12 protein-coding genes are annotated in these 12772 nt (G+C 73.0%); 5 read left to right on the forward strand and 7 right to left on the reverse strand.

What is annotated here, in order from left to right; genetic code table 11:
* Together ABWK99_RS07175 and ABWK99_RS07180 are read right to left on the reverse strand one after the other, a co-directional pair.
* A partial coding sequence (locus tag ABWK99_RS07175; RefSeq protein ID WP_372594018.1) for a hypothetical protein occupies positions 1-402 on the reverse strand: 402 nt, incomplete at its 3' end.
* Positions 399-2108, reverse strand: a complete 1710-nt coding sequence (locus ABWK99_RS07180) for a glycosyltransferase (protein ID WP_372594019.1) — start codon at positions 2106-2108, stop codon at positions 399-401. The genes ABWK99_RS07180 and ABWK99_RS07175, both read right to left, overlap by 4 nt.
* A 509-nt stretch (positions 2109-2617) precedes the next feature.
* On the opposite strand from ABWK99_RS07180, the gene arfB reads away from it, so the two are divergent.
* The 3 genes from arfB to ABWK99_RS07195 are packed head-to-tail and all read left to right on the forward strand — an operon-like array spanning position 2618 to position 3879.
* Positions 2618-3046 (forward strand): alternative ribosome rescue aminoacyl-tRNA hydrolase ArfB, encoded by a 429-nt coding sequence (gene arfB, locus ABWK99_RS07185; protein WP_372594020.1) that lies wholly within the window; start codon positions 2618-2620, stop codon positions 3044-3046.
* 6 nt (positions 3047-3052) lie between these two features.
* Positions 3053-3391 (forward strand): putative quinol monooxygenase, encoded by a 339-nt coding sequence (locus tag ABWK99_RS07190; RefSeq protein ID WP_372594021.1) that lies wholly within the window; start codon positions 3053-3055, stop codon positions 3389-3391.
* A gap of 47 nt (positions 3392-3438) precedes the next feature.
* On the forward strand, positions 3439-3879 hold the full coding sequence (locus ABWK99_RS07195; RefSeq protein WP_372594022.1) for a type II toxin-antitoxin system PemK/MazF family toxin: 441 nt from the start codon (positions 3439-3441) through the stop codon (positions 3877-3879).
* 21 nt (positions 3880-3900) lie between these two features.
* Here ABWK99_RS07195 and ABWK99_RS07200 read toward each other — a convergent pair whose 3' ends face one another.
* Positions 3901-5529, reverse strand: coding sequence for a hypothetical protein (locus ABWK99_RS07200; RefSeq protein WP_372594023.1), 1629 nt, complete (start codon positions 5527-5529; stop codon positions 3901-3903).
* Between the two features lie 225 nt (positions 5530-5754).
* Here ABWK99_RS07200 and ABWK99_RS07205 point away from each other — a divergent pair, with 225 nt between their 5' ends.
* The gene (locus ABWK99_RS07205) at positions 5755-6456 is read left to right on the forward strand and encodes a hypothetical protein (RefSeq protein ID WP_372594024.1); all 702 of its coding nucleotides are present in this window, start codon (positions 5755-5757) and stop codon (positions 6454-6456) included.
* An 85-nt stretch (positions 6457-6541) separates the two neighbouring features.
* On the opposite strand, the gene ABWK99_RS07210 is transcribed toward ABWK99_RS07205, so the two are convergent.
* Both ABWK99_RS07210 and ABWK99_RS07215 read right to left on the reverse strand, forming a co-directional pair.
* Positions 6542-7552, reverse strand: a complete 1011-nt coding sequence (locus ABWK99_RS07210; protein WP_372594025.1) for a Gfo/Idh/MocA family protein — start codon at positions 7550-7552, stop codon at positions 6542-6544.
* 9 nt (positions 7553-7561) lie between these two features.
* Positions 7562-8560 carry a DMT family transporter gene (locus tag ABWK99_RS07215; RefSeq protein ID WP_372594026.1) on the reverse strand — a complete coding sequence of 333 codons (999 nt, stop codon included), beginning with the start codon at positions 8558-8560 and terminating at the stop codon, positions 7562-7564.
* A gap of 91 nt (positions 8561-8651) precedes the next feature.
* Here ABWK99_RS07215 and ABWK99_RS07220 point away from each other — a divergent pair, with 91 nt between their 5' ends.
* A complete protein-coding gene (locus tag ABWK99_RS07220; RefSeq protein WP_372594027.1) occupies positions 8652-11138 on the forward strand; it encodes an AAA family ATPase in 2487 nt (828 codons plus the stop codon).
* A 34-nt stretch (positions 11139-11172) separates the two neighbouring features.
* Here the strand turns inward: ABWK99_RS07220 and ABWK99_RS07225 are convergent, their stop codons facing one another.
* Positions 11173-11622, reverse strand: coding sequence for a GNAT family N-acetyltransferase (locus ABWK99_RS07225; RefSeq protein WP_372594028.1), 450 nt, complete (start codon positions 11620-11622; stop codon positions 11173-11175).
* Between the two features lie 48 nt (positions 11623-11670).
* Positions 11671-12588, reverse strand: coding sequence for a pseudouridine synthase (locus tag ABWK99_RS07230; RefSeq protein WP_372594029.1), 918 nt, complete (start codon positions 12586-12588; stop codon positions 11671-11673).
* Positions 12589-12772 lie beyond the last annotated feature (184 nt).

The raw sequence follows: 12772 nt of genomic DNA on the forward strand, positions 1-12772 counted from the left end.
CGTGCGGGTTGTGGCGCTCGCGCGGGTTCTGGCCGTGGCGCTCGGTCTGGCCGTGGCGCTCGCGGGCCTCCGGTGGCCGTCATGCGGCTCGCCCTCGTGGGTTCCCGAGTGTGCGTGCTCGACCGGCTCGGTGCCCGCGCGCTCGGGGGCGCTCCTCTGATGCGGGACCTGGGGTACGCCCGCCGCGGGCTCGGGGTAGATGCTGCGGCTCTGCGAGCGTCGGTTGCGACCGCGGAACCAGCTGAACGTGTACCCCTTGGGCAGGAGCTTCATCAGCGCGAGGGTCGCGTACATGAGGGTGTTGAGCGCGACGAACGTCGCCAGGACCTTGAAACCGTCGGCGTGCAGGATCGACTCGGACAGCAGCAGGCCGGTCGGCAGAGCCGTCACCGGCGTCGTCATCGGAGGGACCCCGCACGATCGCCGCGTCCTGCCGCTCGCACATCCTCGGAGAGGGTGTCGACGTCCGCTGGGGTGTCCGGCCCGGTCGCGGTGTCCGGCCCGGTCGCGGTGCCCGGCCCGGCTGCAGTGTCCGGCCCGGCTCCGTCGGCGGCCGTGAGGGAGTGCGGGACGTGACCCCAACCGGCGCGTCGGCCGAAGAGGATGTCGAGGACGCCCTTGACGTAGACGATGTCGAGGAACGTCGCGTACACGAGCTCGGGAAGCAGAGCGGCGGCCAGCCAGCGGGCGCGTGGACCCCCCTCCCACACCGTGACGACGCGCTCGACGGCGAAGAGCAGGCCCAGCCCCATCCAGAACGGGAACCACACCCACGAGTCGATGGCCACCAGGGTGATGCCGATGAGCAGGAAGTACGCCCCGAGGGCGATCACTCCGTAGCCGATCCCCAGCTGCTGCGCCCAGTACCGGAAGGTCTTGGGCCGCAGCCCGTACGCGCCGAGGTTCTCCAGCGCGCCCCGCTGCCACCGCAGTCGTTGGCGCCACAGGGTGGTCCAGGTCGGCATCATCTCGGTCACGACGGTGCACTCGCTCGGGGAGATCATCAGTGCGCCGAGGGACTTCAGGGCGATCGTGAGCTCGTTGTCCTCGGTGAGCGCCGCCGTGTCGTACACATCGCCGTGGGTGCCGGGCAGGAAGGTTCCCCTGCTCTCGGCGACGGTGCGCAGGGCGACGGGCCGGAACACCGAGGCGGTGCCGGTGAGCACGAACACACGGCCCTGCCTGCGCCGGATGTCTCGGCTGTAGCGGCTGTACTCGTTGCGCTGGAACTGCCCGAGCATCCCGGCGCCGTCCTCGCCGTAGAACAGCCCGCCGATGGCCATCAGTGCGCGGTCGCTGGTGAGCCGTGCCACCGCGACCTCGAGGAAGCCGTCGTCGAGGCTCGTGTCCGCATCCATGATCATCACGGCGTCGTTGTCGCCCTGGTCGGGCAGGATCCGGCGCAGCACCTGGTTCAGCGCGCCGGCCTTCTTGTGGGTGTTGTCGACGGACTCGATCACCTCGACCCCTGCTGCGCGTGCAAGCTGCACGGTCGAGTCCGTGCAGTTGTCGGCGACGACGATGATGCGCTCGGGCGGGTGGGACTGCCCCCGGAGGGACGCGATGGTCTGGGGGAGCGACACCTCCTCGTTGTGCGCGGGGATCAGGACGGTGATCGTCACGGGCCCGGCGAACACGCCGAACGTCCTGGCCATGACCAGCTTCGGGGCCAGTGGGTCGGTGTCGGCGTCGTCCGAGCGGCGGGAGCGGTTGGAGATCCGCAGCTCGATCACCGCGACTCCTGTCGCGAGCAGGGCCGCGAGGGCGACCGAGATGAGGGTCACCTTCGTGGTGGGTGCCTCGACGGCGTAGAGGACCTCCCACACGCCGAGGAAGAGCCCCGATGCGGGGGCCACCTCGATGCTCGTGCCCATGGCGCTCGCGGCGACCACCAGGAGGGTGGCCGCGATCGTCGCCAGGCCGAAGATGATCAGGCCGATGAGCCGCGCGAAGGCGCCGCCGTCGGTCGTCACCTGGCCGTCGGTCGTCATCTCGCCGTCGTTCGCCACCGTGCCGTCGGCCGTCACCCCGCCGTCGTTCGCCACCGTGCCGTCGGCCGTCACCTCGGCATCGGCCGTGCTGCCGGGTTCCGGTCGGGGCTTCGGCACGCTGCCCGCTGACCGTCGGCCGGAGGTCCGGCCGCGCACGGTGTCTCCGAGCGTCGGATCGCTCTCCCGGCCGGGCGTTGCACCCCCGGGTTCGACGCGGAGGTCCGGTCTCTCCGTGGTGCCCAGCAGGACCGCAGGGTCGACCGTGCTCACGTTCGACCCTCCCCTCCCGTCGCTCTCCGTGGCCCCCCGGCACTCGGGTATCGGCAGGGCCGAACGGGTGCTTGAGGTTCGCCCGATGCCCGGGCGAGCGGGAATGGGGGCGAGGTGGGTCGATTCGTCACGAATCGCCGCGACATCCTGGCGTGAGGGCTGGGCGAGTGCTGCGTGCGTCCGCCGGGCCTTCCACGTGAGCCCGCCCCGGGTGAGGCCGGGTGCGGCCCGGGTGAGGCAGGGTGAGGCAGGGTGAGGCAGCGTGGGGCTCCGGCTCGGACCGGGTGGTGCCACGAACGGGCCCTCCGCGTCGGCAGGACGATCGCACGCCCCGGCTGCGTGGGACGATCGGTCGTATGACGACCGGCATCACCGTGGGACCCACGCTGGTCATCCCTCGCGCGGAGTTGACGGTCAGGTTCTCCCGCTCGTCCGGCCCCGGCGGCCAGGGCGTCAACACGACGGACTCCCGGGTCGAGCTGGCCTGGGACGTCGCGACGTCCGCGGTGCTCTCCGACCTCCAACGCGAACGGCTCTTCGCACGGTTGGGGCCGCGCCTGGTCGACGGGGTTCTCACCGTGACTGCTTCCGAGCACCGCGAGCAGCTGCGCAACCGGGCTGCCGCCGAACGTCGTCTCGCTGCCCTGGTCGCCGCGGGCATCAGCCCTCCGCCGCGGCAGCGCCGCGCCACGCGCCCGACGCGGGGTTCCACCGAGCGTCGCCTGGCGGCGAAGAAGCAGCGATCGGCCACCAAGCGACTGCGGTCGCGCAAGGACGGGGAGTGAGGCGCCATGACGGGACTTGCCTTGTGGGTGCGGCACGTCGTCAAGGACGGGCACGAGGACGCCTTCGACGCGCTCGCAGCGCGCACGGTGGCGGCCATCGCGGAGAACGAGCCGGGCACGCTCGTCTACGCCGTGCACACGCTCGCCGACCAGCCCAGCGTGCGGGTCTTCTACGAGCTCTACCGGGACCGCGCGGCCTTCGAGGCGCACGAGGCGTACCCGCACACGAGGAGCTTCCTCGAGGAACGGCCCGCGCATGTCGAGTCCGTCGAGGTCGACGTCCTCACGGTCGCGGCTGCCCACGCTCGACCCGTCCTCCACGGGGATGTCGCGGCCAGCTCGTGAGCAGGAGTCGCCCATCCCGCCGGCACGGGCGACGGTAGCCTCCCCACATGGGGGCCATGATCAGCTACCTCTCCGCGGTCATCGAGTCGGTGCAGGACGCGCCGTGGATCGGCATCGCCGCCCTGGTTCTCCTGCTCTGGGTGATCCGCCTGCTGGCAGGTCGCCGCGCACCGGCGTGCCGCCCCGGCGAGGTGTGGTTCGCCATGGTGCCGTTCGAGGACGGCACGGGCGCCAAGGACAGGCCGGTCCTGGTGCTCAGGGCCGGCCGACGCACCTGCACGGTCGCCCACCTCACGTCACGGGACCGCAGCTCGCGGCGTGACTTCCTGGCGGTGCCGGACGGTGTGCCTGGGCTCGCCAGGGCCAGCTGGATCAGCAGGCGGGAGACCACGCTGCCGCGCGCGGCCCTTCGGCGGCGGATCGGGGATCCCGGTGAGGCGTTCCTCTCGTGGTACCGGCGCTCGCGGGAGGCCGCCGGGGCGGGCTGACGAGAGGCACGCGCAGCCTGGTCAGGCCGCTTCCACTCCGATGTCGGCTGGTGCGTTCACCGACCCACCGCTGCGCCGATCGAATCGGTACTCCATCGGCTCGGTGATCATCGGGCGCTCCCAGTGCTCCGGAAGCAGTGCCCCGTCCCGCGGCCGTGCCCCGTCCCGCGGCCCTGCGCCGTCCCGATCACCGTCCCGCGGCCGTGCGCCGTCCCGACGCCGCGCTGCCCCCTGGGTCCCGATGTCCGAAGGCGGCGCGGCATCCTCGGTCTCGACGTCCGAGGACAGCGCGGCATCCGCAAGGGGCGCCCGCCTCACCCTCGTGATCAGGAGATCCTGCTGATGCACCACGTGGTGATGGTGGCTGCAGAGGAGGACGGCGTTGTCGAGGTCCGTCGGGCCGGCGTCTCGGTCCCACCAGCGGATGTGGTGGATCTCGCAGAAGGCGGCCGGGACGTCGCACCCGTTCCAGGAACAGGAGCGGTCTCGCACGATCACGGCTCGCCGTTGTGCTGCGGTGAAGACCCGTCGAGTCCGCCCGACATCGAGCGGCACGCTCTCGGCCGAGAGCACGATCCGGCCGATCTCGCAGTCGCAGAGCAGGCGCGCGAGCTGCGACATCGCCAGGGGAGTTCCGTCGTCGAACGTCGCCGGCTCGACGAGGCGCGGCGGAGCCGTGGCTTCGCCAGCGCCTGAACGCCGCCGCTCGGCCTCGCGCAGCTCGACGAAGGTGGTGGCGGGGACCAGGACGGACACCGTCGGTCGGTTCGCCACCCCCGTCACGCGGGCATCCACCTCATCCTGCTCGGCGTCCTGCAGCACGCCTCCTGAGCCGGGAGCCCGGAGGGCGCGCACGCCGGCCATTCCGGACATGGCTCGCTCGGCCAGCGCGACAAGAGCATCCGCATCCGCCTGGGGCTTGTCCCTGGTCTCGTCCGGCGCCTGGCGGACGGAGGCGAGCGCGGTCTGCAGCGCCTGCGCCGAGAGCCGATCCAGGCGACCACGCAGGAAGGTCCCCTCGGGTTGGTGCGACATGACGAAGAAGCGCGCACGGCGCTGGGCCTCGATGCTGCGCTCGAGGGCAGCGGGATCGGCGGCTGCGAGGAGCCGTGCTGCTGAGGCCGAGAACTCCTTGACCGGGAGCCGCTGTGCCAGTCCGACGAGGCGATCCGCGACCTCTGGTCGGCGCAGGCTCGCACTCGCCTGCTCGCCGGCGGTCGCGGTGAGCCGGGCCAGCGCGTCGACGTGGGGCAGCGGCACGCGCCCCGAGGCGACCGCATCGGCCATCGCCGGGAGCGCGACGAGCGTCTCGGCCTGGCGGACCTCGCGACGGGCCTCCCCGAGCCCGGTGCGCGTGACCCGCGCCCGGGCGGAAGCGAAGTCCCTGTCACCCGGGACGAGCGAGGTCTCGGCATCCTGCTCGGCCACGAGGAGCACCGCCCGGGCGCCGGCCAGGATGCCCGCGAGCCGGTCGAGGAGCCGCAGCGCACCGGCGCGATCGGTGCCCGTCCACGAGCGCGACGTCGACAAGGGCGATCCCAGCCCGTCGGCACCGGCGACCATGGCCTCGAGCTGCGCGATCGCGGCCGTGGCAGCGCTACGGGACTCCGCCTCTCGGGCGGGTTCTCCGTCGCGTGCGCTGTCGAACATGTGTTCGATTCTACCCTGGCGAGGACGGGCGATCAAGGCTCTGACCTGCGAGTTTATCCCCAGCGAGGCGAGATCCGGTCTGTCCACAGGGCTTCAGGGGCAAGCAGACATCCTATGACTTATGGACAGGTCGGCCTTCTCCCCTTATCCTGGGAGGGCCAGCGACGGCTGGCCTGCGCGCCAGCGAACTGGCACCACCCCGAAGACGTGACCCTGGGAGGGCTCATGCTCGCGCGCACATTCTCGTTCGGACGACGGATCGACCTCGATGCCCTGTGCGGCACCGACACCACGCTTCCCGTCGTGACCATCAACGGCGCCGACCGCGCCACCGCTGCGACCTCTCGCGACCAGCGCCGCACGCTCTCGGCGGCTGCCGGAGCGCTCGCCACCCTGCGTGACCTCCGCGTCGCGGGCCAGGCCCACGTGCGGGTACTCCCCGACGAGCCGTACGCGCCCGAGCCCGCGATCGTCGACGCGGTGATCGAGATCCGGATCGTCCTCGCGAGCGGCCTCGAGCTCACGGTGCTTCCCCACCGCGCCGGTGGGACCGCGGCCGTCGCCTTCTCTGCGGTCACGCAGCGCCCCTGGGTCATCGACCTGGACGACCAGGCCTCCGCGGCGACCACCATGCTCGCCCTGACGACCGAGGTCCTCGGCGACGCCGAGTGGGCGGCCGACCACGGCGTCCACGCGCGGTCCGCGCGACTCGTGCCCAACGTCGAGACGCAGTGGCGGCTCGGACTGGTGACCGACGGGGGCTACGTCCTCTCCGAGCCCAACGGGGCCGTCGTGGTGGCACGGGGCCGTGACGCCGAGGGTCGGCTCGTGCCTCTCACGGGCCCCGAGGCACCCTCTGCGCCGGACCTCGCGCAGGCGGCAGCAGCGCTCACCCGCGACGCCGCAGCCCTGCTCATGGCGGCCTGAGGCGCCTGGCTCACCCCGGCCGTCACGCCATCCGTCACCCCGTCCGCCACGCCGGCCCTCGTCGGCCGGCCGTCGCCGTCCCGGCTCAGCTCCCCGGTGCGCCTGCGCCCCGGAAGTCGGCGAGGATCGCGTCGATGGCGACCGCGGTGCGCAGGGCGGAGTGCCCGGTGCTCGGGCACTCGCCCTGGCCCGTGAGGGCATCGACGACGGTCTGGATGAGGGGCCCCTGGGCCGTCGTGGGATAGGGCGCGGAGATCTCGCGCAGCCCGCTCGCCGTGGCGAGACGCAGCGGCTCCTGCCCGAAGGAGGAGAAGGTCAGCGAGCCCGCCGAGCCGACGATCTCGACCTCGTCGCGGTCGTCTGCGGCGTCGAAGTCCCAGACGCCCACGCCGGAGACCTGCGTCCCGAAGGTGAAGGTGGCCGTCACGAGGTCCTCGGCCGGGTACCGGTCGTCCCTGCTGATCGCCGCGCCGCTCGCCCCTGAGATCGGCCCGAGAAGGTGGTCGAGCAGGTCGAGGGTATGAGACCCGAGGTCGACGACGAGGCCCCCGCCGGACACCTCCGGCTGCAGGCGCCACGGGACGGGACCCGGTTCCCACCTCGGCGCCGGGGACTGGAACCGCACGCTCACGGTGCGCGGATCGCCGATCGCCCCGTCCAGCAGGAGCTTCTTGGCGGTGACGAAGCGAGGCATGGCCCGTCGGTAGTAGGCGACGAAGAGGGGGACACCCGCCTTCTCGCACGCCTCGATCATCTCTTCGCACTCGGCGGTGGTCCGCGCCATCGGCTTCTCGACGTAGACGGGCTTGCCGGCCGCAGCGGCGCGGGCGGTGTACTCCCCGTGGGCGCCGGGCGGCGTCGCGATGTAGACGGCGTCGACCTCAGGGTCGGCCAGCAGGGCATCCGCGTCGTCGTACCAGCGCGGTACCCCGTGCCGCCGGGCGTAGTCCGCGGCCTTCGCACCGTCGCGACGCATCACTGCGACGAGCTCGGAGTCCCTGGCCGACTGGAACCCGGGGCCGCTCTTCACCTCGGTGACGTCACCCACACCGATGATTCCCCAACGGACCGGACGAGTGAGCGGCAGCGTGACCATCGGGCGAGCCTAACGACGCGTCGCTGACGACCGGGGAGACGTCCATCGTCGCCCCCGGCCCGCCCGGGTCGGCGTGACCCCGAGCGTGGTGGCCACGACGATCGCGAGGACGGAGGCGGACGTCGTCCACGGCACACCGAGGCCGCGGCTCGCGTCGACGGCCATGGCCGCGACCAGTTGGCCTGCGACCACGGCGAGGGTGAGGGCGAACGTGCCGAGGTGGCGGACCGCCCACGCCGCCGCGACCACGATCGCAGCGCCCAGCGGGCCACCGAGGTACAGGTACCAGGCACCCGGGTCGGAGGGCAGGGAGGTCCCGGACAGGGCGCCGGAGACCGCAGCACCCCCCACGAGCAGCGAGATCGCGACGGTACCGCCCGTCGCCGAGGTCAGGCCCGCGATCATCGGGTCGCCCGAGTCCCGCGCCACCGCGCCGTTGCCCGCGTTCTGCACGGCGAGCGTCGCGCCGGCGAGGAAGAGCGCCACGCCGATCGCGATCGCCTGGCCGGCGTCGACCTCAGAACCGCCGGAACCTGCCGCCATCGCCAGCCCCAGGCCACTGACTGCGGCCAAGGCCGCCAGAGCCCGGCGTCCGGTGAGGGGGAGCCTGCCGGGCACCCCGACCCCTCGGGCGTCCAGCGCGAGTCCCGCGACCGTCTGCCCGGCGACGGAGGCCACCGAGGCGACCGCCACCCCGACGATCGGCACGCCGTACGCGGTCCCCAGCACGATCGGGATTCCGCACAACCCGATCGCGAACCACCACCACCGGCCACGGGTGCGCACTGTCCGGACGGTGCGCGCTGCCCGGCCGCGCGCCACGATGACGACGGCGATCGTCGCGAGGGTGCCGACGTAGGAGGCCCAGCCCGCCAGGATCGTCCCCGCGCCGGCGACGGCGAGATCCCCGTTGAACCGGCTCTGCGCGGCGATGAAGGCGCCGACGAGCGTCGCGACGCCGACGGCAGGGACAACGAGCACGGGTCCGGTCGATCGAGTCGTCGTCACCTGGGGATGCTAGCCACTGCGGTGTCCCGGGTGCCGCGGGTACGGTGCTCGGGGCGCGATCCGCGCCCGACGTCTGCGCCCTGAGGACGACATGCCCGCCGCACCGATCACCCTGACCGAGGAGTTCGAGCGCGCCCTGGCGATCCTCGGCTCGGGGCAGAACCTCTTCCTCACGGGCAAGGCCGGGACCGGGAAGTCGACGCTGATCCGCCACTTCATGGCGACGACGGATCGGCGCGTCGTCGTCGCTGCGCCGACCGGCATCGCCGCGCTCAACGTCGACGGCTACACGATCCACCGGTTGTTCGGCTTCGGCACGACGACCGACCTCGCCGCGGTCCTCGACGGGAGCTACCGGCCCGGTCGGTTCGCCGGGACGCTGGCCTCGCTCGAGACGCTCGTCCTCGACGAGGCGTCGATGGTGCGGGCCGACCTGTTCGACATGCTGGTGGCGGCTCTCGAGCGGTTCGGGCCGCGGCCGGGCAGCCCGTTCGGCGGGGTCCAGGTGGTCCTGGTCGGCGACCTGTTCCAGCTCCCGCCCGTGGTCGTCGAGCGGGAGAAGGAGTTCTTCGAGACCCGGTACGACTCGCCGTACTTCTTCTCTGCCGATCGGTTCTCGCGGGACGCGTTCCCCACCGTCGCGCTGACGACGGTGTTCCGACAGCTCGGCGACCAGCGCCTGACCGGGCTGCTCAACGCCGTACGGGAAGGACTGCTCGTCGAGCGGGCGCGAGCCGAGCTGAACGCGCGGACCGACCCGGACTTCGAGCCGCCCGACGGCGAGTTCTGGCTCACCCTCGCGCCGACCAACCGGGTCGTGGCGGCACGTAACCGGGGGCGCCTCGACCGCCTCCCCGGTGCGCCCGTCGAGTACCTCGCGACGGCGTCCGGGGACCTGAGCCTGTTCGACGCGCCCGTCGAGGAGACCGTCGCGCTCAAGGTGGGTGCGCAGGTCATGCTGCTCAGCAACGACCCGGCGGACCGCTGGGCCAACGGGACGCTCGGCAGGGTCACCGGCCTGCGCAGGGACGCCGACGGCCCGGTGGTCGACGTCGAGCTCCGGGACGGGTCAGTCGTCGCGGTGCGTCCGCACACCTGGGAGGCCACCCGCCCGGTCGTCGTGGGCGGTGCGCTGCGGCGCGAGGTGGTCGGCACCTTCACCCAGCTCCCGCTCACGCTCGCCTGGGCCATCACGATCCACAAGAGCCAGGGCCAGACGCTCGACCGGCTCGTCGTCGACCTGCGCGGCGGGGTCTTCGACTTCGGGCAGGTGTACGTCGCGCTGAGCCGCTGCACCTCCTTGCAGGGCCTCGTGCTGACCCGGCCCGTGCTGCCGAAGGACCTCAAGACCGATCGGCGCGTCGTGCGCTTCCTGCGGGCCTCGACGGACTCCGGGCCGGGGGAGCGACGCTGTGCGCTGGGCATCCTCACCGTGGGCGCCGAGGGGCGGTTGTCGCGCCCGCGGCCCGTCGAGATCGCTGTCGCCTTCGAGGACGGGTCGGCCGTGAGCACTCTGGTGAACCCGCAGCGTGACCTCGACGACGCCCGTGCCGCGTACGGGATCGCCGTCGACGACGTCCTCCTGGCGCCGACCCTCGCCGAGGCCTGGTCCGCCGTGGCGCCGCTGCTCGAGGGCTGCACACCCGTGGGGGTAGGGGTCGATCAGGTCCTGGGGCTCGTCGACTTCGAGCTGAAGCGGCTCGGGTCGGTCGTACCGCTGCCGGTCGGTGTCGAGGTCCCGCCCCGGGCCCTGACGAGCGAGGACCGACGGGCGCTGGCCGCGCCGACGGCACTGGCTCGTGCGCAGGCTGTCCTCCGGGCGCTGGAGCGCGAGGGCTTCGACACCTCGGGCGGGACGGCCTTCGACTCCCGCGAGGTCGACCTGCCCACGGCCGACGGCCCGGACACCCGCGCAGGTCAGGACCCCGCGCGGGACGGCCGGACGCTCGACGGAACGTACCTGCTCACCCGGGACTCCTCCGCGCGATCCCCGGAGAGCGCCGCGACGCCGACGCTCTCGGCGCTCCTGGGCACCAGCCGCGTGCTCAGCGAGGTGCTCCTCGGGCGCGACGGACATGCCGTGCGGGCGAGCGCGACGGCGCGAGCGCTCGCGGCCGAGGTCTCCGCGGACGTCGTGCGGGACGTCGTGGCCGAGCGGCTCGCCGCCGCCGCGGCCCGGACGACGGGCCTGCCCTCGTCGCTGCTGGACCGGCTGCGGCTCCTCGAGGGCCTGGTCGGGATCAGCGTCATCGACACGATCCTGGCGACGACTCCGGGCGGAGTGGGTGTTCCCGAGGTGCTGTGCGTCGGCGCCCGCGTGTGCTTCACCGGAACCGCGGTGGACGAGGCGGGCCGCGTGTGGACCAGGGACGAGATGATGGCGGCCGCTGCGAGCCGGGGGCTCGTCCCGGTGCCGTCGGTCACCCGGTCGCGGTGCGACGCACTGGTCGTGGCCGAGGTGGGCACGCAGTCGGGCAAGGCACGGAAGGCGAAGGAGCTCGAGAAGCCGGTGCTCTCGGCCGCGGAGTTCTTCGCGTGGCTCGGTGCAGGGGCCGTCGCTCCCCTCCCGGTTCCGTAGGTCGGCCGGCAGGACCTCGTGGGCGGCCGGGTCGCTAGGCGGTCCGGCGCATCGGCACGTGCGGGATGTCGTCCTCGGCGTACGGCGGTCCGTCGATCACGAACCCGAAGCGGGCGTACCAGTCCGCGAGGTGGGCCTGGGCGCCCAGCACGATCGGCGCGGCAGGGTCGAGCTCGACGCACCGTCGGACGGCCCGACGCATGAGCTCAGCGGCCAGGCCGCGGCCGCGCGCACCTGGATCGGTCGCGACCCGGCCGATCCGCAGCACGCCGTCGGGCTCGTGCAGGATCCGGACCGTGCTCACCACGCGAGCGCCCTCGCTCGCCCAGAGCAGCTCGGCGCCGGGCTCGAGGTCGCGACCGTCGAGATCCTCGTAGGCAGCGCGCTGCTCGACGACGAAGACCTGCAGGCGCAGCCGCATCACTCCGTACAGCGTCGCCGCGTCGATGTCCCGCAGGGCGCTTCGGTGGATGGTGGCGGTCACGGGGCAGGAGGCTACCCCGCCTGCGGATGTCCGCAGCGGTGGACGTCCTCACTCGCCGAGCGGGAGGGAGCGGACGCTGCGGAAGTGCCGGGGCCGGCCGTCGACGGGGTCGGTGAACGCGACCTCGGCCGCGAGGAGCTGGAGGGGCCGACGGAAGTCGTCGACGGTGACATCGCGCACCACGGGGTACAGCGGGTCGTCGACGATCGGGATCCCGAGCCCGGCCAGGTGGAGCCTGAGCTGGTGCGTCCGACCCGTGCGAGGGGTGAGCCGGTAGACCCCCTGATCGCCCACCTGACGTTCCAGCTCGACGAGCGTCTCGGCGTTGATCGGGGCCCCGGACACGACCTCGGCGCACCAGTCGCCGCGCTCCTTGCGGATGTGGTTGCGGACGACCGTCGGCAGCTCCAGGTCGGTGCGCACCGGTGCCAGGGCACGGTAGGTCTTGTCGACCGCGCGGCGCTCGAATGCCGTCTGGTACGGGCCGCGCCATCGGCGCTCGGTCGCGAGCATGAGCAGGCCGGAGGTGACCCGGTCGAGCCGGTGCAGAGGCGAGAGCTCCGGAAGGTCGAGCTCCGCCCGCAGGCGGACGACGACGCTCTGCTGCACGTGCCGGCCACGCGGGATCGTCGCGAGGAACGGCGGCTTGTCGACGACGACGAGCCGCTCGTCCCGGTGCACGACGTGGATCCGGCCCGGCACCTCCGGCTCCTCGCGGAGGTCGCGGTGGAACCAGACGAACCGCTGTGGCGCGTACGGGTCCTCGTCACGGACGGCGCGGCCGGTCTCGTCGACGAAGCGTTCCTGCGCCAGCATCCCCTGCACGTCGACGTGGTCCGGCAGGCGGTGCCGCAACCAGGCGCCCATCGTCGGCCACGGGTCAGGGGTGCCGCGATCGCGGACGGGTGTGCAGAGCCGGGCGGCGGCGAGGCCGTGGCGTGCCGGGAGCGGGGAGGCGGGAGGCACCGCCCGATCGTACGAGCCCGAGGGCCTGGTGGCGGGGTCGCCGGGCCCTCAGGGGCGGCGCGGGGTCGGTCAGTCGCGGGCGAGCACCTCGATCAGCTGCTCGACGGTGGGGGAGCCGTCGACACCGGCAGGGCTGCGATAGAGCCGACAGGACAGGCCCACCGGCGCGTCCGGCTCGGCGAAG

The sequence above is a fragment of the Actinotalea sp. genome, from assembly GCF_041597215.1.
In the GTDB taxonomy this organism is placed as follows: domain Bacteria; phylum Actinomycetota; class Actinomycetes; order Actinomycetales; family Cellulomonadaceae; genus Actinotalea.

Excerpts from the sequence above, each read along its gene's own strand:
- ABWK99_RS07190 (WP_372594021.1), top strand. The coding sequence starts at position 3,053 with ATGACGGGACTTGCCTTGTGGGTGCGGCACGTCGTCAAGGACGGGCAC.
- ABWK99_RS07200 (WP_372594023.1), bottom strand. The coding sequence starts at position 5,529 with ATGTTCGACAGCGCACGCGACGGAGAACCCGCCCGAGAGGCGGAGTCC.
- ABWK99_RS07205 (WP_372594024.1), top strand. The coding sequence starts at position 5,755 with ATGCTCGCGCGCACATTCTCGTTCGGACGACGGATCGACCTCGATGCC.
- ABWK99_RS07220 (WP_372594027.1), top strand. The coding sequence starts at position 8,652 with ATGCCCGCCGCACCGATCACCCTGACCGAGGAGTTCGAGCGCGCCCTG.
- ABWK99_RS07195 (WP_372594022.1), top strand. The coding sequence starts at position 3,439 with ATGGGGGCCATGATCAGCTACCTCTCCGCGGTCATCGAGTCGGTGCAG.
- ABWK99_RS07210 (WP_372594025.1), bottom strand. The coding sequence starts at position 7,552 with ATGGTCACGCTGCCGCTCACTCGTCCGGTCCGTTGGGGAATCATCGGT.
- arfB (WP_372594020.1), top strand. The coding sequence starts at position 2,618 with ATGACGACCGGCATCACCGTGGGACCCACGCTGGTCATCCCTCGCGCG.